This is a genomic window from Polaribacter sp. BM10 (assembly GCF_002005425.1).
GTDB classification, from domain to species: Bacteria; Bacteroidota; Bacteroidia; order Flavobacteriales; family Flavobacteriaceae; genus Polaribacter; species Polaribacter marinaquae.
On sequence record NZ_CP019704.1, the window covers coordinates 826,029 to 852,664 of the forward strand.

Annotated in this window: 25 protein-coding genes; 8 read left to right on the forward strand and 17 right to left on the reverse strand. The window is 27.3% G+C overall.

Annotation, left to right across the window (positions count from 1 at the left end; translation table 11 throughout):
* Nucleotides 1-8: 8 nt before the first annotated feature.
* The 3 genes from tsaE to BXQ17_RS03585 all read left to right on the forward strand — a co-directional run bounded on the left by tsaE (nucleotide 9) and on the right by BXQ17_RS03585 (nucleotide 2,083).
* Complete coding sequence (tsaE, locus tag BXQ17_RS03575; RefSeq protein WP_077809320.1) at nucleotides 9-416, forward strand: tRNA (adenosine(37)-N6)-threonylcarbamoyltransferase complex ATPase subunit type 1 TsaE; 408 nt, start codon at nucleotides 9-11, stop codon at nucleotides 414-416.
* Between the two features lie 6 nt (nucleotides 417-422).
* Nucleotides 423-1,619: an alanine dehydrogenase gene (locus tag BXQ17_RS03580; protein WP_077809321.1), complete on the forward strand. Its 1,197-nt coding sequence runs from the start codon at nucleotides 423-425 to the stop codon at nucleotides 1,617-1,619.
* Between the two features lie 95 nt (nucleotides 1,620-1,714).
* Nucleotides 1,715-2,083: a DUF4258 domain-containing protein gene (locus tag BXQ17_RS03585; protein ID WP_077809322.1), complete on the forward strand. Its 369-nt coding sequence runs from the start codon at nucleotides 1,715-1,717 to the stop codon at nucleotides 2,081-2,083.
* A gap of 1 nt (nucleotide 2,084) precedes the next feature.
* Here the strand turns inward: BXQ17_RS03585 and BXQ17_RS03590 are convergent, their stop codons facing one another.
* Both BXQ17_RS03590 and BXQ17_RS03595 read right to left on the reverse strand, forming a co-directional pair.
* Entirely contained in the window at nucleotides 2,085-2,675 is a 591-nt protein-coding gene (locus BXQ17_RS03590) for a YdeI family protein (RefSeq protein WP_077809323.1), read from the reverse strand.
* Nucleotides 2,675-3,346, reverse strand: a complete 672-nt coding sequence (locus BXQ17_RS03595) for an RNA methyltransferase (RefSeq protein ID WP_077809324.1) — start codon at nucleotides 3,344-3,346, stop codon at nucleotides 2,675-2,677. Before BXQ17_RS03595 ends, BXQ17_RS03590 begins: the two co-directional genes overlap by 1 nt.
* 70 nt (nucleotides 3,347-3,416) lie before the next feature.
* Between BXQ17_RS03595 and BXQ17_RS03600 the strand changes: the two genes are divergently transcribed.
* Nucleotides 3,417-4,106: an NAD-dependent deacylase gene (locus tag BXQ17_RS03600; RefSeq protein ID WP_077809325.1), complete on the forward strand. Its 690-nt coding sequence runs from the start codon at nucleotides 3,417-3,419 to the stop codon at nucleotides 4,104-4,106.
* Here the strand turns inward: BXQ17_RS03600 and manA are convergent.
* The 3 genes from manA to BXQ17_RS03615 all read right to left on the reverse strand — a co-directional run bounded on the left by manA (nucleotide 4,099) and on the right by BXQ17_RS03615 (nucleotide 6,950).
* Nucleotides 4,099-5,310, reverse strand: coding sequence for a mannose-6-phosphate isomerase, class I (gene manA / locus BXQ17_RS03605; protein ID WP_077809326.1), 1,212 nt, complete (start codon nucleotides 5,308-5,310; stop codon nucleotides 4,099-4,101). The genes BXQ17_RS03600 and manA overlap by 8 nt on opposite strands.
* A gap of 25 nt (nucleotides 5,311-5,335) precedes the next feature.
* Nucleotides 5,336-5,746 (reverse strand): hypothetical protein, encoded by a 411-nt coding sequence (locus BXQ17_RS03610; protein ID WP_077809327.1) that lies wholly within the window; start codon nucleotides 5,744-5,746, stop codon nucleotides 5,336-5,338.
* Nucleotides 5,747-5,810: 64 nt separating this feature from the next.
* The gene (locus tag BXQ17_RS03615) at nucleotides 5,811-6,950 is read right to left on the reverse strand and encodes a response regulator (RefSeq protein ID WP_077809328.1); all 1,140 of its coding nucleotides are present in this window, start codon (nucleotides 6,948-6,950) and stop codon (nucleotides 5,811-5,813) included.
* Between the two features lie 176 nt (nucleotides 6,951-7,126).
* On the opposite strand from BXQ17_RS03615, the gene BXQ17_RS03620 reads away from it, so the two are divergent.
* From BXQ17_RS03620 to BXQ17_RS03630, 3 genes are read left to right on the forward strand one after another with little or no spacing between them, the layout of a single operon-like run.
* The gene (locus BXQ17_RS03620) at nucleotides 7,127-10,216 is read left to right on the forward strand and encodes a hypothetical protein (protein ID WP_077809329.1); all 3,090 of its coding nucleotides are present in this window, start codon (nucleotides 7,127-7,129) and stop codon (nucleotides 10,214-10,216) included.
* Entirely contained in the window at nucleotides 10,216-11,430 is a 1,215-nt protein-coding gene (locus tag BXQ17_RS03625; protein ID WP_077809330.1) for a hypothetical protein, read from the forward strand. Before BXQ17_RS03620 ends, BXQ17_RS03625 begins: the two co-directional genes overlap by 1 nt.
* A complete protein-coding gene (locus tag BXQ17_RS03630) occupies nucleotides 11,424-12,938 on the forward strand; it encodes a cellulase family glycosylhydrolase (protein ID WP_077809331.1) in 1,515 nt (504 codons plus the stop codon). The genes BXQ17_RS03625 and BXQ17_RS03630 overlap by 7 nt, the downstream gene beginning before the upstream one ends.
* Before the next feature lie 2 nt (nucleotides 12,939-12,940).
* Here BXQ17_RS03630 and BXQ17_RS03635 read toward each other — a convergent pair whose 3' ends face one another.
* The 3 genes from BXQ17_RS03635 to BXQ17_RS03645 all read right to left on the reverse strand — a co-directional run bounded on the left by BXQ17_RS03635 (nucleotide 12,941) and on the right by BXQ17_RS03645 (nucleotide 15,787).
* On the reverse strand, nucleotides 12,941-14,122 hold the full coding sequence (locus tag BXQ17_RS03635) for a glycosyltransferase (RefSeq protein ID WP_077809332.1): 1,182 nt from the start codon (nucleotides 14,120-14,122) through the stop codon (nucleotides 12,941-12,943).
* Between the two features lie 106 nt (nucleotides 14,123-14,228).
* A complete protein-coding gene (locus BXQ17_RS03640; RefSeq protein ID WP_077809333.1) occupies nucleotides 14,229-15,500 on the reverse strand; it encodes an oligosaccharide flippase family protein in 1,272 nt (423 codons plus the stop codon).
* A gap of 14 nt (nucleotides 15,501-15,514) precedes the next feature.
* Nucleotides 15,515-15,787, reverse strand: a complete 273-nt coding sequence (locus BXQ17_RS03645) for a hypothetical protein (protein ID WP_077809334.1) — start codon at nucleotides 15,785-15,787, stop codon at nucleotides 15,515-15,517.
* Nucleotides 15,788-15,926: 139 nt separating this feature from the next.
* Between BXQ17_RS03645 and BXQ17_RS03650 the strand changes: the two genes are divergently transcribed.
* Entirely contained in the window at nucleotides 15,927-17,999 is a 2,073-nt protein-coding gene (locus tag BXQ17_RS03650; RefSeq protein WP_077811343.1) for a tetratricopeptide repeat protein, read from the forward strand.
* A 54-nt stretch (nucleotides 18,000-18,053) separates the two neighbouring features.
* On the opposite strand, the gene BXQ17_RS03655 is transcribed toward BXQ17_RS03650, so the two are convergent.
* From BXQ17_RS03655 to BXQ17_RS03695, 9 genes are all read right to left on the reverse strand, one after another.
* A complete protein-coding gene (locus BXQ17_RS03655) occupies nucleotides 18,054-19,697 on the reverse strand; it encodes a T9SS type A sorting domain-containing protein (protein WP_077809335.1) in 1,644 nt (547 codons plus the stop codon).
* Between the two features lie 108 nt (nucleotides 19,698-19,805).
* On the reverse strand, nucleotides 19,806-20,525 hold the full coding sequence (locus BXQ17_RS03660; RefSeq protein WP_077809336.1) for a LytTR family DNA-binding domain-containing protein: 720 nt from the start codon (nucleotides 20,523-20,525) through the stop codon (nucleotides 19,806-19,808).
* A 5-nt stretch (nucleotides 20,526-20,530) separates the two neighbouring features.
* Nucleotides 20,531-20,848 (reverse strand): histidine kinase, encoded by a 318-nt coding sequence (locus tag BXQ17_RS03665; protein ID WP_077809337.1) that lies wholly within the window; start codon nucleotides 20,846-20,848, stop codon nucleotides 20,531-20,533.
* A 2-nt stretch (nucleotides 20,849-20,850) separates the two neighbouring features.
* Nucleotides 20,851-21,894, reverse strand: a complete 1,044-nt coding sequence (locus tag BXQ17_RS03670; protein ID WP_077809338.1) for an ATP-binding protein — start codon at nucleotides 21,892-21,894, stop codon at nucleotides 20,851-20,853.
* Nucleotides 21,894-23,039, reverse strand: coding sequence for an FIST signal transduction protein (locus tag BXQ17_RS03675; protein WP_077809339.1), 1,146 nt, complete (start codon nucleotides 23,037-23,039; stop codon nucleotides 21,894-21,896). The genes BXQ17_RS03670 and BXQ17_RS03675 overlap by 1 nt, the downstream gene beginning before the upstream one ends.
* Before the next feature lies 1 nt (nucleotide 23,040).
* Entirely contained in the window at nucleotides 23,041-25,026 is a 1,986-nt protein-coding gene (locus tag BXQ17_RS03680; RefSeq protein ID WP_077809340.1) for a PAS domain-containing sensor histidine kinase, read from the reverse strand.
* Nucleotides 25,026-25,565: a heme NO-binding domain-containing protein gene (locus BXQ17_RS03685; protein WP_077809341.1), complete on the reverse strand. Its 540-nt coding sequence runs from the start codon at nucleotides 25,563-25,565 to the stop codon at nucleotides 25,026-25,028. Before BXQ17_RS03685 ends, BXQ17_RS03680 begins: the two co-directional genes overlap by 1 nt.
* Before the next feature lie 2 nt (nucleotides 25,566-25,567).
* Nucleotides 25,568-25,981, reverse strand: coding sequence for a response regulator (locus BXQ17_RS03690; protein WP_077809342.1), 414 nt, complete (start codon nucleotides 25,979-25,981; stop codon nucleotides 25,568-25,570).
* Nucleotides 25,982-26,107: 126 nt separating this feature from the next.
* The gene (locus tag BXQ17_RS03695) at nucleotides 26,108-26,575 is read right to left on the reverse strand and encodes a DUF6495 family protein (RefSeq protein WP_077811344.1); all 468 of its coding nucleotides are present in this window, start codon (nucleotides 26,573-26,575) and stop codon (nucleotides 26,108-26,110) included.
* Between the last annotated feature and the right edge of the window lie 61 nt (nucleotides 26,576-26,636).

Sequence of the window (26,636 nt, forward strand, 5' to 3'; positions counted from 1 at the left end):
TTTGTGATATGAATAAAGATTATTCCTTAGATAATTTACCTGAAATTGCGACAGAATTGATAAAAGTTGCAGCTCATAAAACATTGTTGTTTTATGGTGAAATGGGGGCAGGAAAAACAACACTTATTAAACAAATTTGTAAAGTTTTATCTGTAGAAGATAATATCTCCTCTCCTACTTTTTCGTTGGTAAATGAATATCAAACTTCTTCCGGAGAGAAAGTTTTTCACTTTGATTTTTATAGAATTACAGATGAAGAAGAGGCGCTAGATATGGGTATTGAAGATTACTTATATAATAATACATGGTGTCTTATAGAATGGCCACAGAATGTCGAAAATTTATTACCTTTAGATGCTGTTGAAATTCATTTATCAATTTTAGAAAATGGGCAACGCAACATTCAACTAAAATAACCAACTATGAGTTCATTTTCTCCGTTTAGTAAAGAAGAATTAATTCCTCAAGAAGAAAAATTAGAAATTAAAAAACAAAAAGGAGAACTTTTTATAGGTTTGCCAAAAGAAGCTTACCTAAGTGAAAAAAGAGTTTGTTTAACTCCTGATGCAGTTGGAGCATTAACAGCAAACGGTCATCGAATTGTTATTGAAACGGGTGCTGGCGACGGAGCAAATTTTACAGATAAAGAATATTCTGATGCTGGTGCTAAAATTTCTTACAATGTAGAAGAAGCTTTTAAATGCAATATTATTTTAAAAGTTGCACCGCCTACAGAAAATGAAATAGCTTACATCAATCCGCAAGCTATTTTAATTTCTTCACTTCAATTAAAAACGCAATCAAAAAAATATTTTGAATGCTTAGCAAAAAAGAAAATTACAGCTATTGCTTTCGATTATATAAAGGATGAGCATGATTCTTATCCTATTGTAAAATCTTTAAGCGAAATTGCTGGTACTGCTTCTATTTTAATTGCTGGCGAATTAATGAGTGGCGTTAATAAAGGGAACGGTTTATTATTTGGTAATATTGGTGGTGTACCACCAACTAGTGTTGTTATTTTTGGTGCAGGAACTGTAGGTGAATACGCGGCAAGAACTGCTATTGGTTTAGGTGCTAGAGTTAAAGTATTTGATAACTCTATTAGTAAATTAAGAAAATTACAAGATTGTTTAAACTCTCCTATTTATACATCGACTTTGCAACCAAAATCTGTTTCTAAGGCTTTAATGCGATGCGATGTTGCAATTGGTGCTATTCGAGGCAAAAGCAGATCGCCAATTTGTGCTACAGAAGATATGGTAGAAAAAATGAAAGAAGGTGCCGTTGTTGTAGATGTAAGTATCGATCGAGGTGGTTGTTTTGAAACTTCGAATGTTACAACGCATCAAACACCAACATTTGTAAGACATGGCGTTATACATTATTGTGTACCAAATATTCCTGCAAGATATGCAAGAACAGCATCTGTATCTATTAGTAATATTTTTACGCCTTATCTATTAAATATTGCAGAAGAAGGAGGTTTTGAGAATACAGCTAGGTTTGATAAAAGTTTAAGAAATGGTATGTATTTTTACCACGGAATTTTAACAAACAAAACAGTTGCAGATTGGTTCGATTTACCTTTTAGAGATATTAATCTTTTAATAATGTAAAGTTTTTTATTGATGTTTTATTATCTTAAAATAAAGTACATCAATTTGAATAAATACATACAAAAAAACTAAATTTGCACTTCTAAAATTTTAGCATGTTAGCAAAAAGAATTTTTTATTATTTAGTTGGATTAACTTTAGGTTCTATTGGTGTATATTTTTTCTGGCAAAAGAAAAATGCTAGTTTCGATTATGGTATGGATGCCAGAACATTAAAAACAATCAGAATAAAAAAGCGTCTTTTTTCTGATGAAGCTAAAAATGCAATGCTAAAGTTTGATATTGACACACTTAAAATATCTACAATTTTAGAAAATGGTGACGTAGATTTTGGTAAAGGAAAACCCAGACAAAAACCATGTGCAGAATATTTTGTTACTGGTAAAAAGGAGTTAGAGAAAGTAAGTTTATTAGTAAAAAGATGTGATTCTACTTCAACTATACAAAAGGTTATCGTTAATTAAATTATTTTTTATATTTATCGTATAAGCCTATTCCGTTTATAATTAATGGTATTATTTTATACAATCTATTTTGTTTAGTTATTTCTTTTTTTGCTGATAAAATATGTTCACAAAACTCTCTTTTTTTTGTTGTAGTAAAACTATTAAATTTTTCGGTTAGTATTTTATCACTTGATAATGCAGAAGCCAATATGGTTGGTACTGCTAAAGGTTTTGTATTTCTTTTTGGCTTAATCTCTTTGCCAGCTTCTGAATTTGCGATTGCTTCTAAAACATAAGTTTTAATGATTTCTGGTTGAATTTCATTTGAATTATAAAACCTCATTTGGCGCATTGCTTTTGTTTTATTTTCTTGTGCATTTATAAGTAAATTAGCTTCATCTTTTAAAAATATGCCGTTATGAAACCAAATTCCGTAATAGTTTTTAAAAGCAGCAAAACCTAAAATATTTTTACCCTTATAAATATAGGCCGGAATTCCCCACTTTATATCTTCATCTAAAGGGAGTTTTAAAAGAATTGCTCTTATAGTTTCTAATTCTTTTTTCCAGTTTAATTTACCATTTATATAAGAAGTAACATTTGCACGCATTATTTAACATTTAAGTTATAATGCTCTTGAATTTTATCTACATTTTTTATAGTTTTCTTTACCCAATCGAAATAGATAATATTTTTCTCTTCTTCACTCAATTTCCAATCTAAATTAGAATTTCTAAGTTTTGTAGTTACTTCTTGTAAAATAATTGCCGCAGCTACAGATATATTTAGACTTTCTGTAAAACCAACCATAGGTATTTTTAAAAAACCATCAGCAGTATCCATAACATAATCAGAAACACCTTCTGCCTCTACTCCGAAAACAAATGCAGATTTTTTTGTAATGTCAAAATCATGCAATAGACAAGAATCGTTGTGTGGTGTTGTTGCAATAATTTGATAACCTTGTTCTTTTAAACCGTTTAAACAAGTTTTTGTGTTATCGCCATCGTTTCTATATCTATATTGATTTAACCATTTTTGAGAGCCTTTAGCAACATGTCTAGAAACACTATTATTATATTTATTTTCTATGGTATGAATATCTTGAATTCCAAAAATATCACAAGTTCTTACAACTGCACTTGCATTGTGAGGTTGATAAATATCTTCTAAAACAACAGTAAAATGGCGAGTTCTTTCTTCAAGAACTTTTTTAAATAGTAATTTTCTTTTTTCTGTTAAAAAAGTTTCGAAATATTGTAATAATTTATCATCAATCATAATTACAAACTTAAAATTATTATTTTTAGGTTTCAATAACTATTACTAAAAATAATAAAAATCTATACTATTGAAAAATTTGGTTGTATTAACTGGTGCAGGCATTTCTGCAGAAAGTGGAATTAAAACATTTAGAGATGCTGATGGTTTATGGGAAGGTCATAACATAATGGAAGTTGCTTCACCTAAAGGATTTAATGAAAACCCTGAATTAGTTTTAGAATTTTACAACAAAAGAAGAAAGCAATTATTAGAAGTTTTACCGAATAAAGCACACTTTAATTTAGTTGAATTAGAACAATATTTTAATGTAAATATTGTAACACAAAACGTAGATGATTTACATGAAAGAGCTGGTAGTTCTGATGTTTTACACCTACATGGCGAATTGTTAAAAGTAAGAAGCACTTTAAACGAAAATGATGTTATTGAATGGAAAAAAGATTTAAATCTTGGTGATTTATGTCCTAAGAAAAGCCAGTTAAGGCCTCATATTGTTTGGTTCGGAGAAATGGTGCCATTGTTAGAAACTGCAATTAAAATTGTAGAAAAAGCAGATGTTTTAGTAGTTATTGGTACTTCTATGCAAGTTTATCCTGCGGCTAGTTTGATAGATTTTGTAAAATCAAATACGCCAATATATTTTATAGATCCTAAACCTTCTGTATCAAACAAAAACGTTAAAAAATTAGAAATTATTGAAGATGTTGCAAGTTCTGGAACTGATAAACTATTAGAACTATTAAAAGAAATTAGTTAATTTCTGGAACACTAGCTTTATAAATTTCTACATGTGTAGATGTTTCAATTTTATAATCTGTATTTGCATTTATCAAAATACATTCTCCTTTATCTAAATCTAGGCTAAAAGAATTATCTTTTATTGTAGCACTACCTTCTAAAGCGATTAAAATTTCTATTGAATTAGATGTTTTATGATAAGTAATAGAATCATCCAAAGAAATTTTACTTAATTCGAAATCAATTGCCTTTGTTTTAAATACTGTTTCACCGTTTTGAGAATTGAAATTTCCTTTTAATATTTCTGGAATTGTTTCTTCAAATTTTGTATTCTTAATAAGTTCTTCAACATCGATATGTTTAGATGTTAAACCTGCTCTTAAAACATTGTCGGAATTCGCCATTAATTCAATGTTTTTTCCTTCTAAATATGCGTGTGGTACACCTGCATCTTGAAAAACAGCTTCACCTTTAGAAACATTTAAAATATTAAAAAAGTAAATAGAAAAAATACCCTTATCAATATTTTTGTTAGTTTTACCGTGAATTGATTTAGCAGCCCAATAAGCAGGAGATGCTTTATCTAATTCATTATTTACATATTTGGGTAGAATTCTATCAACTAAAGGTTGTAAAATATTATTTACCTCGTTTTGAGAGTAATTCATTACTAATTTATACAAACCAGCAAAACCTTTATCTAAGAAAATTTCCTTTAAAAAGTTTAGTTCTTTAGTTTGCTCTAAATTTTTTATAAGTTTATTTCTTTCTAAAAATCCGTGTAATAACCAAAAATCACTAAGCGCTACCATTATTTCTGGTTTATGATTTTTGTCTTTATAATTTCTATTTTTAGCGGTTAATGGTATTCCTTTACTTTCTTCTAAATTAAAACCATTAATGGCTGCTTCTATTGAAGGGTGAACTTGAATAGAAAGCATATTGTTAACATCTAAGACTTTAAAAAGAAATGGTAATTTTCCGAATTTGGAGCTTACATCTTTACCTAAACTATCAGTTAAATTTTCCTCTATAAATTTATTTAGTAAGATATTTTCATTTTCTGTTATAACTTCTGATGGAGCTTTTATATGAGCGCCCATCCAATATTCTGCATAAGTAATATTTTCTTTGATATTTTCTGAAACTAAATTAGGAATGTAACTAGTACCACCCCAATCATAATTTTGAACTTTACCCTTTAATTTGAAAATTTTTCTCATTTTTAATATCGAATATTTACTGTTATTAGCAGTTTACAACTTGTTGTAAATCATATAGTTTTCTAAACAAAACTCTTTGATCAGTTTCTTTTTTTAGAAAATCTTTTATATTTAATTTTGAAATTTTTTTAAAGATTTTTTGCTTTAAAAAAGAAATATTTTTTGAATATAAAATTAAACCTAATTCTTCATTATTAGATAAAAATCTAGCACCAGCTTTTATAGCAAGCATTTCTTTTTTTTGCTTTTTTAAATCTAATATAGAAATATCACAATCAGATTGTTCTTTAAACTTATAAAGCAAATCTAATATATTTTGCACATTTCCATTCTTAACAAGGCAAATTTTTACTTTTTTATTAAAACAAGGTTTTTTTAAAACCTCTTTATCAATTTTTGATTTTTGATCAAAAACGATAACTAAACCATTTCTCATAACTAATTAAAATTTAATTTTTTATGAGAAAGTCCCTACTCTTTCTCTACTTAATTTGTACTATTTATTTTCTATAATGCCATTTTATTTGCGCTAATTGCCCAACAATTTTAACAGAGTCTTTCATCGAAAGTTTAGAACCGTCTGCATGAATCCATCTTTTTAAAGGTTGCTCACAAAGAATTTCTTTCGCTTTATCTAATCCAAAGTGTAATGTTATTCTTCTAAAAATTTCTACATCAAAAATCCATTGAGTAACAAACTTTTCACCAAAAGAGATGTCTATAACATCTTTATGAAATATTTTGGCACCACATTGTGTGTCTTTAAAGTCCATTTTTAGAATATTTCTAATTATATAGTTAATAGTTAAACTAATAATTTTTCTTGCAGATTCTTTTGTTATGTTTGCCCCCATTCTACTAATTCTAGATCCGCTAACAATTTTGTAATTCGAGTTTTCTATAGTTTTAACCAAATCATCAAAATCTGATAAATCTGTGGACAAATCAGCATCTAAAAAACCAATGTAATCTAGATCTTCTTGTTTGGCCATATGTAACATTCCTTGCCTTACTGCTTCTGCTTTACCTCCGTTTTTTTCACAATCGTAAACTGTTATAAAGTCTTCTCTACCTTTTCTAAGTTCATTTAAAACTTCTAGCGTTTTATCTGTACTACCATCATTTACAAAACATAAATGATACCCAGAATGCTTTTTTATATAGTCTGTAAATTCGGTACTAAAAAGTCTTTTTTCTTCATTATAACAAGGAATTACGACACCTACGCATCTTTCTTGAATAATTGTATTTTTAAAAGTCTTTTTAGGTCCGTTACTTTCTGGTACACCTATTAAATTCTTAGCTCTTAAACAAACTTCAGTTAAACTTAATGGCTTCTTCATGTAATCGTTTGCACCAAGTTCAAAACCTTCTGTAATCATTTCATTATCTGTATTACCAGAAAGAATCATTATTGGAGTTTTAGGCCTATTAGAATTTCTAATGTGTTTTACAATTTCTAAACCAGATATTGTAGGCATATTTATATCTACAATTACTAAATCTGGTTGAAAAGAATTAAATAATTCGATTCCTTTACGACCATCAGTTTCTGTAATTACTTCGTATCCTATTTCCTTAAGTCTGTTTTCTAAAGGAATTAGAACTAATTTCTGATCATCAATAGCAAGTATTTTCATAGTTGAGTTTATTTTGTAAAACGATTACACAAATGTACTTTTGTTTTCTTTTATTTTTTTTTTATTGATATTAAAGGTAAATATCTTTAGATGAATGGTTTGTTAGTAAAGTTAAATAAAAAAAAACTAACCTTAAAAATTTTTATATTTACATTATTATAAGTTATAAATAGTTAATGAAAGAGAAGTCTAATAAATATTTAATTACAGCAATATTACTTGCCATTGTTTTTCATGGCTCTTCTATATTTTTTACTCTAGAAACAACTTATGATGCATTAATTCATTTATTTTTTGCAGATCATTATGCAAATGGATGGTTTGAACCGTGGAATTACAAATGGTATACTGGCTTTACGGTACAAAGTTATCCGCCATTAGTGCATCAAACAATTGGTGCTTTATCTTTAATTGGTGGTTTAAAGTTTGGATTATTTACAGTTGCAATAATTGCAATTATTTTATTTGTAACAGGTTCTTATAGGTATTCATTACTAATAACATCTAATCGAACTGTTGCAGGTTATGCATCTGTTTTGGCTGTTTTTTCTTCTTCATTTGTAGAAACACTGCATATTTTTGGACAATTACCAAGTATAGTTGGTGTTTCGATATTAATGCACGCGCTACCAGAAATTTATTTATGGTTAAAAACAGGTAAATATAAATTCTTTTTTACATCACTTTCATTAATTTCTGTAACAGTAACATCACATCACGTTACTCCTATTTTCGGAATGCTATTTTTTATTTTTCCGTTGATTGGAACCGTAATTATGGATGTTGCTCGAGAAGAAGTAGATTCTTATAAAGAAGTCAAAATTTCGTTATTTATTAAAACATTTTTTAAGCAGTTAAAAAAGAATATGGCTTTTGGGCTATCTGCATTATTTTTAATTGTTTTCTGTATTTTTCCATATTGGTTAAACTCGAAGAAGAATCCTATTACTCAAGTGCCTATTCCGCATGGTTCTAGAGATAGTTTTATAGAAGTTACATCTTCTGGTTTGGTGTTTTTTACAATTCCGTGGGGATTATTATTATTTATTTTGCCTTATATTTTTTATAGATATTTTAGTAAAAGATACCTGTTTTTTGGTTTATCTTTTACAATGTTGGTAATTTTAGGTACTGGTGGTACAACACCAATTCCTAAGATGATTTTAGGTGAAACCGCCTTTAATATTTTAACGTTAGACAGATTTACACTTTGGGGTTCTATAATGTCGATTCCCATTTTCGGAGAATTTATATATCGATTTGTAGAAGGAGATTTAAAAGAATTAATACAGCGAAAATTCGGTGCTGTTTACCATCGTTTAATTGGTGGTATTTTAGCATCTATGTATGTTGCTATTGTAATTTTTACAATGAGTTTAGGATATTTTAGACCTTCTCAACCGCAGAAAATTAAAATGCTACCAATTGTAAATTTTTTGAGCCAAGATTCTCATGACCATTGGCGCTATTTAACTTTAGGGTTTGGCGATCAAATGGCTTGGTTAGCAGCACAAACAAATGCAATGAGTGTAGACGGAAATTATCACTCTGCAAGACGACTACCAGAGCTAACTACAAGACCAATAGAACGTTTAGAAAATTCAAAATTTAAAGGTGTTGCTGGTATTGGTTCTTTGCAACAATTTTTAACAACACCAGAAAAATACAATTTAAAGTATATTTTTTCTAATGATAAATTTTACGATCCGGTGTTGTTTTTCTGCGGATGGCAACGTTTATCTCAATTAGAAAACGGAATTATGGTTTGGGAAAAGTTAAATGTACCACCTGTTTCATCAATTTTACCTAAAGAAGATGTACCTGCTTGGGTAAAAATAATTTGGGGTACAATTCCATTTTTAACAGTTCTAATTGCATTTATATTTAATGTACAGTCTTTATTTGTAAATAGTTTAAAAACAAGGGTAAAACCAAAACCAGCATATTTTAAATTTCAGAATAACTACACCAAATTCTCTAGTTTGGTATTAAAATCTTTACATATTTGGGCTGTTATTATGATTATTGTTATTTCATATGCATGTTACATGTTTTATATTAAAAATGATACTCAAAGATCTCCAGAAAATGTTGTAAAAGCATATTACGATGCAATAGATTTTAAAGAATTAAATAAAAGTTATGGTTATATAGATCCGGAAGGAGACATGTCTAGAGCGCAATATCTTTTAGAAATTTCTGTAACAGATGGTTTGTTAAGTTCATACGCAAAATTAGATGCAATTACTGCCGATGTTATAAAAGAAACAGACAGTTTAGCCACTTTAAAAGTAGAAACAAAATGGATAACACCATTAGAAAAAACATCAAAATTAGAATACAGAACAGCGGTTAAGAGAAAAGGAAAATGGTATATAAAAGCAACAAAAAAATCGATAGATTTACCACCAGATCAACTATATTCTAAAAATGTAACTGGTTATTTTAATCAAGGAAGAAGAAGAATAACAACAGAACAAACACATCATGAAGATGTTCTAAAACAACCTGTTTTAGAAATAGTTTCTGCAAAATTAATTAAATTTAATAAGCGTTATTCTATAATTGGTGAAGTACAAAATATAGACAATGTACCTTCGGATGTGGTTTTAAAAGGAACACTTTATAACGACGATAATAAAGAGCTTGCAACCTATAATGCAAAACATATTTTAAAGCATAAATTGATGCCAAAAGAAATAAGTGCTTTCAGAATAAATTTTGAAGGAATTGCGTGGTCAAAAACAAAAGATTCTATTCCTAAAACTTTTAATCCTGATGAATTTACACCAATTGAATTGAGTGAACAACCAACTAAATTTAATTTACAAGCGGCTGGTAATACTTCAAATTCAGATTTGTTTAAAGATATTGTATTGAGTGATGTCGAAATTTCTCAAAATAGCATTAGCGGAACTTTATTTAATAGCGGAATTCAAGAAATTACGATACCGCAATTAATAATTACTTTTTATAATGAAGATAAAGAGATGATTTGGGTCGATAATCTATTTTTAAAAGAAGGAATACGTCAAGAAAGAAAACTGCCTTTTAATTATAAAATACCAGAAAATCCAACAATAAAAACCATTAGCGACGATATGAGTTTTTGTTTTGTAAATGGTTTGCCAAATGAAGATATTGCTTTTAAAATAATACCTAAAAGAATTGAAAACCATACATTTGGGAAACTACAAAAAGTAGAACATTCTTTGTTTAGTTATGTAAGAATAGAATTGAATATGTATATCGGTAATCCTAAATAATGCAGAAAAAACAACATTTAATATTACTAATTATTTATTTTTTAACTCTTTGCGTAAATGCACAAGAAACAAATTTAATAGGTAAAGTTTCTTTACTTACAACGCAAAAAGAGTTTCGTGTTTCTGATGAGATTCTTTTAGATTTTGGTGTAAAAGATTCATTAAATTTTAATCTTTATTGCTCTAATAGTTATGGTTCTTTGATGATTCATCCTTATAAAAATGATGGTAAGGTAACATTTAGAATCCCTAAATTTTTATCAAAAAAAAGAGGTCTTTTAACATGGAAAACGATAGGTTTAGAAACTAATATTTCTGGTAGTCTATTTGTAAATTCTTTGCAACAACCCAAAACCATAGAAACGTATTTAGGTCCGCCAAGTATAGATGCTGGTGCAATAGATTACACAATGTTAGTTGTAATACCAACAGATAGTTTAGACAATCCTATAAAAGATAATAGTAAAGTTGATGTAAAAAATCAGTTTTTAAAATCAGAAAGAAGTACTCCAATTTTTACAGATAAATTAATAGGTTACAAAAATATTTATTCTCCTTTAAAAAGTGGTAGAATGATTATTTCATCAGAATCTTACGGTTTAAATTCAAAAGAATTTGATGTAAATATTATGCCTGCAATTGCTACCAATTTCAAAATCTATGCTAAAAGGAATCATGAATATGCAGACGGAAATCAAATAACAACCTTTTATACATCAGTAATTAAAGATCGTCTTAATAATGTAATTATAGATGGAAGTTTTATAGAGTTTTACATTACAAATAAAAAAGGAAATATTTTAAAAACTACTGGTACAACAATAAATGGTGTAGCTCATGCGAAAATTATTCATCCAGATTTTGAAGAAAATTGGAGCGTAAAAGCGTATTCAATAGGAATTTCTGAAAGCAACGTTATAAATCTTAAGTTTAAGAAAGTAATAGATAATTATATTGTAGACTTTAATAATAACAATAGAACTATTAAAGTTGGCCCTTTAGAGAGTTTTATGGGACAAATTATACCAGACGGTTTAATTGTAAAACTGTTTATTTATAAGGATAAAAAATTGATAGAAACTATTTTTAAAGAATCTAATGCCGGTTTTGCAGAATTTAATTTAAATCCGAATATTTTTGAGGATGGAATTTATGATTTCAAAACAAAAACTGCTGGTATAGAAAAAGAATTTAACGGTCTAAAAGTATGGTAAAAACTAATAGAAAAATAATTAGAGGCGTTTTAATGCTTACATATGTAATTATTATTGGTGTACTATTATTTTTAGTAAGTTCTTTATACAGCTTCTTAAATACCGGTGCAGACAGAAGTAAAATGTTGCATACAGAGGTTAAGAAAATAGATCAATATTTACCAAAAGTTACTTGGAAAGATGACGGAAATGAAGGAAGAAAAATTAGCGATCAGAAAGTAAAATCTGTAGAAAATGATTATTTGGATGCTTGGTATGTAAAACATATTGCATACAAAACAAATACAAGAGTTGGAATAGAAGATTATTTTACAGAAAGTGCAAGAACTAATATTTATAGCATTTTAGATTACAATAAGAAAAATAATATTACGGTAGAATCTACAACATTAAAGCACAATTTAGATATCGAATTTTTTAGTGAAGATGGGCAGTTATTGGTTTTAACAGATACAGATGCGTTAGAATATAAGAAAGTTTTTAAAGACAATGTCTTAATTTTGGAAACTACAGAGGTTAATACGTATAGATATATTTTATTACTAGAAGATGGTTTTTGGCGAATTAGACATATGGTTAAAGAAAACTCTAAACCATATCAACCAGAAATTACAACAGCAACATTGGCTTATAATAATATAAAAGGAATCAACTATTACCCGCAAGCAACACCTTGGGATATGTTTGGTGAAGATTATGATATTTCTATTATTGATAATGATTTTAAAATTATAGAAGATGCTGGTTTAAATACAATAAGAATTTTTGTTCAATATGAAGATTTTGGTAAAGCAAACGTAGATTACAACAAAATTTTAAAATTAAAAGAAGTATTGGATGTTGCTAAAAAGAATAATTTAAAAGCAGTTGTTACTTTGTTTGATTTTTATGGTAATTATGATGTGCTAGATTGGACTTTAAATCATAGACATGCTGAAAAAATTGTGTCTGCAATTAAAGATCACGAAGCTTTATTAGCTTGGGATATAAAAAATGAACCAAACTTAGATTTTGATTCAAGAGGAAAAGAAAATGTTGTTGGTTGGTTAAATTTTATGATAGATTTAATTAAAGATATAGACAAAGTTCACCCTGTAACAGTTGGTTGGTCTAACACAGAAAGTGCTACAATATTAAAAGATAAACTAGATATTATTTCGTTTCACTATTACGAAGATAAAGAGAAGTTTGAAAGTGATTTCTTAACTTTAAAGATTAATATACCTAACAAGCCAATTATTTTGCAAGAATTTGGTTTGTCTTCTTATAGCGGAATTTGGAGACCTTTTGCTAGTTCTGAAGAAAAACAAGCAAACTATTATGCAGAAATGCAAAAAGTCCTGACAAAGAATAATATTTCTTTTATGTCATGGACTTTATATGATTTTGATAATGTGCCCAAAGAAGTTTTAGGTCGTTTACCTTGGCGAACAAATCCGCAGAAAAAATTTGGTTTTATAAATAGTTTAGGAGAAAAGAAACTTTCGTTTAAACATATTTCGAACTAAAACTATTTCTTTGATTCTATAATTTTCTCAAATTCTTCTAAATAAATGTCTGTAATTCTTCCCATAGGAAATGCTGTTGCAGCTTTGTAGTTTGTTTCTCCTAATTCTTTTCTATACTCATCATCAGTTACAATTGCTTTAATAGCCTTTGCTAAACTTGGCACGCTTTCTGGCTCAAAAAACTCTCCTCTGTAACCCTCGTCAATGATCAAGGTTGCTAAATCACCTAAATTTGGCATTACCACTGCTCTACCATAACTTCCGGCTTGATGTAAAACACCAGAACTACCTGTTGTAGATGTATACGGAAAAACAACTACTGCACTTTCTGTAAATAAAGGTGCTACTTCTACTTCTTCTACATAACCCGTAAAAGTAAGTTGCGATACATTTTGGTATTTCTTTTTAACACTATCTAAATAACCTGGTACATTTGGATTGTCTGTACCTGCAATAACAATTTCTAAATCTAAACCTGTTTGACTTCTTACAATTTCTACAGCCTCTATCATAGATTCTACTTTTTTGTAAGTTCCAAATTTACCAAAAGTCATTATTTTCATTGGTCCTTCAGGCAAATCTTGTGAAGGATTTTCCGGAATTTCAAAAGTTCCGTGAGGAATCATTTTAACCGAGTCTTTCTTATACTTATTTTTTAACGTAACTACATATTTATCCATAGTAACGGCCACTAAATCTGCTTTTAAAATTAATCTTGTTAACGATGTACCAATAAAATTGTAAACTTTTTGGGCAATTTTATTAGAAGTAAAACCTGCACTTTCTAAATCTACTTGTTCTAAAATATTATGCAGTAAAACAATAGTAGGTATATTTTTTATTTTACAAACCCAAGGTAAAGTTAGGCCAAGTGCAGCAGCAACTTTTTTATCACCAAACTTCATAAATTGTAAATTATACAAAATAGCATCTGGTTTTGTTTGGTTAATAGCTTTTGTTACATTTAAAACATTTGTATAGCTATTAAATTTCCAACATTCTTTTACAGTTATTTTACAACCATCTTCTTCAAAGTCTAAATCCTTTTCATCATTAGTAACGTCTGTTAAAAGAATTAATTCTGTAATTTTTTCTTTAAGTCTAAAGCTTTTTACCAAATGATATGCATATTCATTTAAAGTTACTTTACTTGGCGGATAAGCGGTTACAATTGCTAATTTCATATTCTTTCTTTTTAATAGTACAAATTTCTTTATTTATTCTTTTAATTTTTAACTAACTACGTTGAAATACAGTTATCTATAGATAATTGTAAAATTCGCTTAGATATTATTCTTTTGTGATCTCTTCAATTTTTTTTGACTTAACAGAATCTTTAAAAAAGAAAAAGCTTAACTGTACAAATAATAATAAAACCATTGCTATAATTTGTACATGTACAACTTGCTCTAAAGAATCATGAAAAAGTACAACCAAAACTATTTGTAACATTCCGAAAATACCAGATAAAACTACAGGTACATACTTGTCTAAAGATAAATAATAATATGCGAAGATGTTAGAAATCGCGAAAATACCAGTAGCAGATGCATATTTCCATAATAGATTAGAAATTGATAGGTATTCGCTTCCAAATAATATTTTTATAATTTCATCAGGAAAGAAAAAGCAACTTACCACAATTGTTGCAGCAATTACAGCAATATAAGCTACATATTTTAAAAGTATTGGTAACGTATCTTTTCCTTCTTTTTTTAATTGTACAACAGTTGGTAAAAGCAACATTACAAACATCCATGCAATAAAGTATACTACTCTACCTATTAATGCTAAAGAAGCATATAAACCAGCTTCATAAGACTCAAAATAATGTTTTACTAATAAGATATCACTATTGTTTATAATAATCTGTGTAAGCTCATAAAATGCAGTAATGATAAAAAAGTTTTTTACTAATTTTTTGTTGGCAGTATTTAAAACAAACTTTTTAGATAAAGAAAAATCGCTGGTTCTAAAAGGCAAAAGTCCGAAAATGAAAGAGAAAAATATACCAATTGCAATTATCAGAGAAGAATCAATATCTAATAAATATAATAACGTAAAAGTTAGCAACAGTCTACTAATCATTTCTGATTGATACGTAATAGACAATGACTTAAGTTCTTGTTTTCCTTGAAAAACACCTCTATTTACGCTCATTAAAAAATAAAAAGGAACGCCAATTCCGAAAATAACAAACATTATAGAAGATGTAGTTCTAAAAAAGCTTTGTAATTGTAATGAAAAAACCACTATTAAAATTGCCAAAAAAATACCAGTAAATAGCGCATTCTTATATATTTTAGAAATAAAACCGCTAAATACAGAATCTTCGAAAAGTACAGAGAACTTTGCCGTTACCAATTGAAAAGTCATGGCAACAAAAGATAGTACTAATAAAAAAGTGATTAAAATAGCTGCATCAGCAAATTTCTCTGGACCTAAAACTCTTCCTAAAACCAAGTTATATAAGTAATTACCACCGTTTACTAGTAGCACACTTAACATAAACAATTGTTCTGGTTTTATACCTTTTTTTACAAATCTAATTAATGCTTGCATAGTTTGGGTTTCTTTTAAGCGATTTTCATTTCCTGAAAATAGTCATAAATTTCTTTACAACCATAGCCTTCTATAGAAAATAACATATTGTTTATATGAGATTTATCTAAAAAATTATAAATTGTTAGTAATCCTAATTTATCAATTTCTTTAATATTATTAATGTTAATAATTATTTGCTTAGATCTAATTTTATCAAAAAAAGATATAAAATAAGGAACCGTTTCAGAATTAATTTTTCCTTTTAAATAAAATTTATTGTCTTTTTTTGAAATTTCTAATGGCATTATCTTTATTTTTATGTTAATAATGCTGTAAATATCTTTTAGTTCTATTAAAATGAGTAGATTTAATCGTTCAATTACAATTTTATGCCGTTTAAAAGAATATTCTTATTCTTTAAATTACAATCAAAATAAGTTAGATATGAAATATATTTTTACGATACTTTTTTGTGTATTCTTTTTTAGTTTAAATACTTTATGTCAAGACATGAAAGAAGGTTTTACGTATTTAGAAACCGGAAAATATAAAAAAGCAGAAGTTTTTTTTAATGAAGTTTTAAAAGATTATCCAACAAACAAAACTGCTAGATTATGTTATGGTCGTGCTGTAGGTTTAAATGGAAATTCAGCTAAAGCAGTTGGAATTTTTACAGATTTATTAAAAGATTATCCTGCCGATTTTGAAGTGAAATTAAATTATGCAGAATCATTATTATGGAGTAAAAACTATAAAGATGCAAAGGTATATTATGAAAAGTTATTGCAAGAAAATGATAAAAGTTTTGCTGCTTTATTAGGTTACGCAAATACACTTTCTAATTTAAAAGAATATGAAAATGCTCTTATTAATGTTGATAAAGCCTTGGCAGTTTCTCCTGGAAATAACAATGCATTAGTTTCAAAAAAGTACATGAGACTAGGCTTGTCGAGTGCTAAAGTAAAAAACCAAGAATATAAAAAAGCAGAAGCTTTATTAAATGAAAACCTAGTTACTTTTAAAAATGACAAAGAAACTTTATTAAATCTTGCAAACTTATATTTAATTTCTAACCAAACAGATAAAGCGAAAGAAACTTATGAAATTATTGGAGAAAATCCTGCAGACTTATTAACTTCTTTAAATGGTATTGCACTATCTTATCATTTAGCAGAAGATGATAAAACTGCGTTAAAAATTAGCGAAAAATCATTAAATAGTATCAAAGAGAATACATCAAAAACATTAAAAGATCAGACAATAGAAAGATATATACAGGCATTAATTTGGAATAAAAAATATTCTGCTGCAGAAAATGAAATTCAAAAATTATTAGAAAATAATTCTACTCCTGAAAATTGGATATTATCACTTAGAGCAACTTTAAATATTTATAAAAGTGATTTTAAGAAAAGTATAGACGATTATAATTCAATTTTACAAAAAGATAGCGCTTCTTTTGATGGAAACTTAGGGAAAGCAAATGCTTTAAAAGCTTCCGGATATTACAAAAAGGCTTATAAAAGTGCAGAAAACACTCTTACTTTTTATGACGATCAAAAAGATGCAAAAAACTTTATAAAGCAATTAGATTTAAGCTTTACGCCACATTTAGAAACAAAATATTCATATTCTTATGATAACGGAAACAACAAAGCCAATGCATTTGATTTTAAAACGGAAATTCCTTTTTCTACAAAATTCAAAATACTTGCAAACTACAATTACAGAACAACAAAAAATAGTGTAACTGCAGTAGAAGCAACAACTAATAATATATTGTTAGGTGCATCATATCAACTTTTAAATAATTTAACTTTAAAAGCCAATTTTGGTGCTACAAAATCAGAATCTGCACAAGAAAGTTACACACAATTATTAACAGATATTTCTTTAAATATAAAGCCTTTTAAACTACAAAACTTAGAGATCGGTTACAAAAGAGATATTCAGAATTTTAACGCTGCTTTATTAAATGATCAAATTGTACAGAATAATATTATTGCAAATTATAGTTTAAATACTAATTTTAATTTAGGTTGGTTTACTCAATATTATTACACTTGGCAAAGTGACGAAAATTCTAGAAATTTATTATTTACTTCATTATATTATAATATTTTTTCAAAACCATCAGTAAAAGCAGGTGTAAATTATCAAAATATATCATTTAAAGAAAAAAGAGGCAACTATTTTAGTCCAAGTAAATTTAATGCCGTAGAATTATTTATAAATTTGATAAAAGATGAAACCGCAGCCAAGAATAAAGAATGGTTTTATGGTTTAACGGCAGCAACTGGCTTGCAGTATATTGAAGATGATGATAGTTTAAGCACTTATAGAATCGACGCAAAATTAGGATACAAGTTTTCTGACCGAGCTTTGATAAATATTTATGGTCTACAAAGTAATATTGCTTCTGCAGTTGCAACAGCAGGTTCTACAGGATTTACTTACACAGAATTTGGTTTAAGATTTAAATGGATTTTTCTAAAAAAACCGATTTATAAAAAGTAAAGGCAAAAGAACTAACTTTCACCTTTACTATTTCCCCACTATATGTTTTTAATTTCAGTTTATTAAAAATGTACCCGAAAAGGTTTTACCTTTTTCGTCCTTTAATAAATATTTATATTGACCATTTTTTAAATTTGGCGCTTTATAAGTTGCTCGCAATTGTGTACTATCTGTATCTATTTTTTTAGTATCTACTATTCTACCTAAAGAATCATACACTTGTAAAATTATATATGAAGAACTAGAAGATAATACCATGGTTGTATTACTAGAAAACGGATTAGGATAATTAAATGGTTTTGCGTTTGAGTTTTTTAACTGTTCTTCTTTATTTAATACTGTAGTTGAAGTGAAAGACAAATCTTTAACTTCTATATCAAAAGGCACAAAGTTTGTATAATCTCCTATAATTGAAAAAACAATCGTTTTAATATTAGTAACTACAGCAGAATTACCATTGGCATCTTTAAAAGCAGAAAAAGGAATACTAAAAGTTCTTAATTCTGATGTTGCTGGTATTGAGTATCTTAATCTATTATCCCAAGTTCTGCCATCTTCTTGCATTATTACAATTTCTACAGGTTTATTATTTGTTGATGCAAAATTTACAAAACTATAGTTTTTTACGTCTAAAGTTTGATCTCCTGGTAAAAGATGTCTAAATAGATTTACGTTTCCTTTAACTTCTCCGGTAACAGATGCATTTCTATCAACTTTATGAGCTTTTTCTGAATTGCCTTTATTTTTAACGTTTATTTTAAAGTTATTGATAGTTGCATATTCGTTCAAATAATCCAATCCCCAAGGGCCATCTGCTAAATATAAAGCATCTTTTTGAACAGAATTGTTAGTTTGCAAAGTAAAACCGATGTCAAATAAAATACCAGTTTCAATTTGTAATACTTCAGTATAAGTACCAGATAAAGTAATAGTTTTAGATGTTTTTTGATGTTTGTAAATTTCTGTAGCAGCTATATTACTATCTAGAATAACAGCAGTTTCACTAGTTTTATTAATAATAATTAATTTTAATAGTCCGTTTGCATAAGAACCAGACTTCACAAATACATAGGGAATTAGGTCTTTGTTTTTTAAACTTTTTAAACCGTTTAGTTGGGTTTGTTTATCAATAATAAAATTAGCAATAAACTCTACTTGTAAATAAGAACTACCCCATATTTGAAAATTCTGATAGTTTCCTGTAGGATATTGATCTCTATTCCAAAAACTAAATAATTCGTTTTCATTAGTATTTTCTCTTATAGAAAAATTCAAACTATATTCAACTTTCCCGTTAGCTCTTTTTATTTTAGAACAAATAATTTGATGCCCTCTTGTTTCTAAAATTGTAATGTCTTCTAACGAATCGTTATAAAATCTATCGTATATTACTTTTGAATGATCATATATATTCGCTTTTGTTTTAGATGCTAATACAGTAGAAACCTTATTATTATTTTTATAATAGTCTACAATAAATATTTCATTTGCGTTTGTAGTAGTTAATAAATCTGACGGCTGAGAAATATTTGTAGTTTCCGAACTAAAGACACCAGTTTTCGGTAAATAATTAACTACGGAAGTAGTATTTTTATGTAAAGATCCTTCATTAGAAATAAAATTGTCTAAACTATTTTTATCCTGAGCATTTACCGAGGTAATTGCAGTAGAAATTAATATTAGTAACAATTTTTTCATGATATAATTTTATACCACAAAAATAGTAATAAAGGTAAATTTGATGTGTTTTATTCGCTATTTACAACTAAACTGTAGACCAAATATAAGTTTAGTTTAGATAAAAGATTACAATAAATCTAACCTTTTCATCAATTCAGGTCTTTTAGACCTGCTAACAGGTACTACATCTTTCTTAATTAAAACACTATTATCTTCAATATCAATAATCTTTTTAATATTTATTATGTAAGATCTATGAATTTTAAGGAATAAAGAATCTGGTAACTTTACTTCTATTTTCTTTAATGTAGAATGTACAGTATAATCTTTATTTTCAGTTTTAATTTTAATGTAATCTCCCTTTGCTTCTATTAAATAAATACTAGGTAAATCAATTTTAATTAATCTTCTATCTATATTTACATAAAAATCATTATCAATCTCGTTATTAGAAGCTTGAGGTTTATTTTCTGATGTAGGTAATGAAGTAGTTAAAACCTTTTTATGAGCTTTATTTATCGATTTTTTAAAACGTTCTAGCTCTAATGGTTTTAGTAAGTAATCTATAATAAAATCATATTCAAAAGCTTCGATAGCAAATTGAGGATCTGAAGTTGTAAGTATTATTTTTGGAGGATTTTTAATGCTTTTGATAAAATCTAAACCATTAAAATCAGGCATATGAATATCTAAAAATATTAAATCTACATCATTTTCATTTAAATATTTGATTGCTTGTAAGGCATTCGGAAAATCTTCTAGAACATTTAATTCTTTAACTTCATTGCATAAAGTTTTTAAAATGGTTCTAGCCATTTTTTCATCATCAATAATAATACAATTCATAAAAATTATAGAGTTTCTATATATTCAGAAATTGCTACAAGTATTTTTTCGAATTCTTCTTGACCATTAAAATTTAATTCTCGAAGATTGTGTTCGAATTTATTAGCAATTTCATAACTTTTCTCAAGTCCCAAAATACTAATTTTATGTTTAACTCGGTGCACATTTTCTTCAATTTTTTTGAACTCACCTATTTTTACACTTTCATAGTAGTCTTTTTGTTCTTCAGGAAACTCAGTTTTAACTACATCTATAAGCTCTTTCTTAATAGATTCATCTCCTCTTGCTAGTTGATTTATGTAATCTAAATTCGGTTTTTCCATATTTATTTCTTTAATGTAAAATAAAATGTAGTTTCTTTATCTTCAATAGATTCTATCCATATTTTACCGTTGTAAATATCTATAATTTTTTTTACAATTGGTAATCCTAATCCTGTAGAATTGTTTTCATGATCTAATTTTTGAAATGTCTCAAAAACTTTATCAAAATAACGTTCTTTAATACCAAGTCCGTTATCTTTTACATAGAATTTAAAATAATTTTCATTTTCTTCAAAGCCAATTTTTATAATTTTATCTTCTTTATTGTTATATTTTATTGCATTATCTAACAGATTATAGAATAATTTTTCTAATCTAAATTTGTCACCGTTAACTGTAGGTAAATTATTAGCAACGGTTATTTTAATTGAATCAGATATTTTTAGTTGACTAATCAACTTTTTTAGAATTTCATTTAAATTAACTTTATAAAATTCTCCTTCCATTCTTCTAATGGTAGAGTATTCTAAAATACCACGTACTAAATTATCCATTTTTAATACGTTTTCTCTTATAATTTTTAAATTTTCTATTCCGTAAGGTTCTAATGCTTCTTTATAATCTTCTTGTAACCAAGTGGCCATTGTCTCTATACTTTGTAATGGAGATTTTAAATCATGCGATACCATTTGAGCATAATCGTTCAACTCTTGATTTTGTAATTCTAAATCTTTTAAGAGTGCGTCTTTTTGATTATTAATTCGTATAATTTCTTTAGTTTGATTATCAATAAAATCTACAAGCGTTAACGAGTCTGTTGTTTCCTCTGGTCTATCTCCTAATAAATTATAAGATTGTAATTGATCTATTACACCTTCTAATTTATTGATAACTTTTTTTTGAGAATTAGTTTCTTCTTTTAGTTTACTATTAGCATTAAACAGTTCTTCAGAGCTAATTGTTGTAGCTCTTTGTAACATTACAAACTGCTCTTCGGATGTTTTGTATGATTTATTTATAGCATCTAAAAATGCATCTAAATCTTCACTTTCATGAAGTTCTTTAGGTAAGTATTTTCTGATTTGTCTTTTTAAAAGAGGATTCATTATTCGCTGATTAAAGTAATAGTCATTGTTTGATTGTGCAATTGACAATTACTTTCACCGATAAAAGGAGCAATTTCTCCGTATGAATATAAACCTGTTACAGTAGTGGTTTCACCTACAATTTCTATAACTTCTTCAACCTCTTCTTCTACTCTTTGATCTAATACTAATTTTCTACCAATACAACTTACCAGAATAGCTAATTCTGGCTTATTTTTTCTAATTTCTGATGCACTGATAGCGGCTTTTTCTGCAGCATTTACAATATTATCTACATTGGTCATCATTAATTGAACTTTTGAATTTTCAATAATGTCACCTGCTAAAATCATCGAATTGTCATCTTCATTAATATTAATAATAGTTCTTACTATAGAGTTTTTTTCTTTTTCAGACTTAACATTTAAAGGATATAACAAGGCTGCACCTGGCAATTCTTTAGATTTATCACCTAAATATTTTTTATAAAGATCTAACGCTGGTAAATTATCTAACTCGTATAAAATATTTCCTTTAGATTTTGTTACTATTCTTTCAGGGCCAAAAGGTGTCCAACCACCATTAATAGAAAATGAAACTTCTAATGATTCGCCATATAAACCAATTGCTACCAATTCACCCTGTTTAGGATTCTCATTATAAGAAGATACTGTTTTTTCAAATCTTGCATCATCACCACACAAAGCACCAGTAATTAAAAGATTATCATCTGTAGCGGCGTTCATACCAGTAGTAAATTGGCTTCCATTTAAAAAACTACCTTCAGAAACCACAAAAATATACTTTAAATTCTCTGTGTTAAACTTACTAATTAAATCTTTACCAGCTTTAAAACTATCGTAATGGTCATCAATTTTGTTTTCATTTACATTGGCAGTTTTTATTTCAAAAGTACTTTTTTCAAATTCTATAGCTGTAATTGTAATTGTTTCTTCATCGATTGCATCAGAAGAAATATCACCACAAGAAGAACCAAATACAATATGTCCATCAGTAAACATTTCTTTAATTTCTTGGTAAATATTTTTATCTTCTAATAAAAAACGATTACCGAAAACAAGCACTAAGGGTTTTTTTAAACTAATATTTTCTGATAAGTATTTCCAATTAGAATTTTTATTTTTTTTTAATTGTACTGTTTTCATTTTAGTTCTTTTTTAGTGTGAAGAAAAAAGTTGTACCAACATTTGGTTCACTTTCTAACCAAATGTCACCTTCGTGTAGGTCGATTATTTTTTTTACGATTGATAAACCTATTCCTGTAGAATCTTTCCTTTTATTTAATGAGTGAAATACTTGAAAGATTTTTTCATGATATTTTTTCTCAATACCAATACCGTTATCTTTTATAGAAAACTGGTGAAAAGTGTTTTTATCTTGATATTCAATTTCAACTAAACCAACTTCTTTATCACAAAATTTTATTGCGTTACTTATAAAGTTTTGAAATAATTGTTGAAACTTCGTTTCGTCTCCTTTTACAATTGGTAATTTATTTATAATATTAATAGAAATATTTTCTGGTACAAATAATACCTTTATAAGATTGTTAACAGTTGTATTTAAATTTACTTCGGATAAAGAATTTGTGTTAGAGCCAGCACTAGAATATTCTAAGACATTAGAAATTAAAGTTTCCATGGTTTCTAAGGTATTTTCAATTAGATTAAAATTTTCTTGAGTTATTTCATCAAATTTCCCTTCATTATCAGCTTTAATCCAAGAAACCAGAGCATCTATACTTCTTAAAGGAGATTTTAAATCATGAGAAACAATATGTGCATATTCATGCAATTCTTCATTTCTTTTTTCTAATTCTTTAAGAATTTTTTCCTTTTGAATTTGTAGTTTTTTAAATTCTGTAATGTCTAAATTTATACCGATAGAACCTACAACTTCTCCTGATAAATTATAATTAGGAGCACCACTTACTAACCAATGTCTAACCTCACCAGATTTTGTTTTAACTTTTAGATCATATGAGTCTGATTCTCCTTTAAGTCTTTTCTTTCTTTGTTCTTTTAGCTTTTCTGTATCTAAATCAGTTAAAGGAAAATAAATATTACCTTTTTGTCCTATTAATTCTTCTTTTGAATAACCAGACATATCTACAAAACTTTGATTTACCATCAAAATTTCATTATCTGTATTTATCTCTATTAAACCTAGATTCATGTTAGCAATTATATTGCTATACTTTGCTTTTTGAGCTTCTAAACTTAAACTATAATTTTTCTCTAAAGTAATGTCTCTAAATGTCCATAAAAAACCATTTAGATTTCCAGAAACTATAATTGGCATATAATTTCTTTCTAAAACTGTTCCATCCTTCAATTCTAAATGATCTCCAAAAACTGCAGTTTTGTTAGAAACTATTTCATTAATTCGGTTTTCAAATTCATCAGGCTTTTTAAAGAGTGTTTTTATTTCATCTAAAGCCCAATCACTGTTTCTACCATATAAATCTTCTGGACTCTCATCAATTTTAAATAGTTGACAAAATTTATTATTTGTTAGAGAGATTTTTCTGTTTTCATCTTCTAAAATAATTCCACTATTTAAATTTAAAACTAAAGCGGATAGTCTATTTTTAGACTCTAACAATTTTTCATCTGCAGCTCTTTTCTCTGTAACATCTCTTACAATACCTTGTGCACCAATAGGTTGTTTTTCTTTGTTATAAATTAAACTAGCGTTTATGTGAACCCATTTTACTTCTTTAGACTTTGTGCAAATTCGAGATTCATAGTTTTTAAAGTGTCCATCTTTTATTAAATCAAAAAAAGAAGAAATGGCATATCCCATGTCTTCTTTGTATACTAAATCTTTAACATTTAAATTTTCGTTTTCAATATCATAACCAAAAACATCAATGGCTGCTTCATTAAATTTTATAACTTTTCCGCTTAAATCCATTACAACAAAAGCATCTACTAAGTTTTCAAAAACACCTTCTAATTGAGAAGATTTCTCATCTAACAAAATTTCTAACTTACTGTTAGTGTCTTTTAATTTATCCGACACAAAATATAAGTCTCTAGATTTGTCTTCTAGAATTTTTTCGGCAGCTTTTCTTGCAGCTTTTTCTCTTTTAAGAGCTCTTTCTAATATGTCAATTTTTTCTTGGCTCATTAATTTTTATTAATAAGAAATTTAACTACCGTACCATCTTCCTTAATTTTTTCTAAAACAATATTTGCTGTAGAATTAAAGTGTTCGAAAGTTTTATTCATTAAACCAAGACCAAAATGATGCATAGCTCTACTAGATTTATAAATTAAAACTAAAGAATCTTCAGTTTTTTCTTCTACTATAAAAGTAGGGAGCTCTGCATCTGGGTAAATTTTTCTAACTTCTATATGAATATGATCTTCTATTGAAGAAATCATTTCTATGGGATCTTTGTAGGTTGCTAATAAACCAGGGTAACTATTTTCTATAACACTAAAAAAGTGTTCTGCGTAAACTAACAATAAGTTATCAATAGATATATTAGTGTTTTCACTTAAGTGTTTTAGTAGTTGTAACATTTCAGAAAAACTATACGTACCAATAGACGTATAAATACCTTCTGATTCTAATGTTGACTGCGAAATAATCTTATCAACCATTTCAATACCAAACTTTTCTTCAACTAAATCTAAGAATTCAGTAAAAACAATACCTTTCATAACTAATATTTTTTTAATTCATTAATGCTCCAATAATTTAATACAGTTTCTATTTTTTTAACGTAATCATCATACTTTAAAGGTTTAAGCATATATCCAGAAACCCCTATACTATAACATTCTTCTAAATCTTTTTGATTGTCTGAAGTCGTTAAAATTACTGTAGGAATATGTTTAATTTCATCATTACCTTTTAGAATTGTAAGAAATTCTATTCCACTTAATTTTGGCATGTTTAAATCTAATAAAATTAAATCAGGAAATTTACTTTTATCTTCTAAAATTTCTAATGCCTCTTCTCCGTTTTTTGCTACTGTAATATTGTGTGTTAATTCTAATAATGAAATAGTTCTTTTCATTTTCATTATTTCGATTAAATTATCCTCTATTAACAGTATATTAATTTGTTTACCCATGATTAATTTACCTTGATTTTAGACAAAAATAATCTAATAAAGAGTTGTTAACTTATGTAGTAGGCTAAACAGATTTATCTGTAGACAAGATACAAAAAAGTATAGATGAATGGTAATAAAATTTTATTAAGCGATAATTTGCTCAAAATAATTGAAAATTTCTCCTCTAGTTATAGATCCTCCTTTTTCAATTAAATCAAATATTTCGCTATTTCTCTCTGTATTGTATGCTTTATCTCCAGTAAAAATATCTACAGAATTGTCTAAAGGATTTTTCATTAACCACTCAAAACCTTCTTGCTCTAGTAAATTAATGTCCCAATTTATTTTTATGGCAATTCTTTTAATTTTTTTTTCATCACATTTAAAAAGGTTTACAGTTGTTTTAGAATAATGTTCTACAAACTTCGTTTTTGTTAAAACATCATCCCATACAATATCAGAAAAAACATTCATTTCTTCTTCTGCAATTTGCGGTTTTTCTTCTTTAATTTGATTCCATTCTTTAACATCTATACTTTGCGAAGCTAAAAATCGAGCAAATTCTTCATGTAAACTTTCAAACTGTTCTTTTGTAAGTTGTCTGTATTTCATAATATTATATATAAAAAAACCGCCCATAATTGGGCGGTTCAAATATCTTAATTCTTAATTG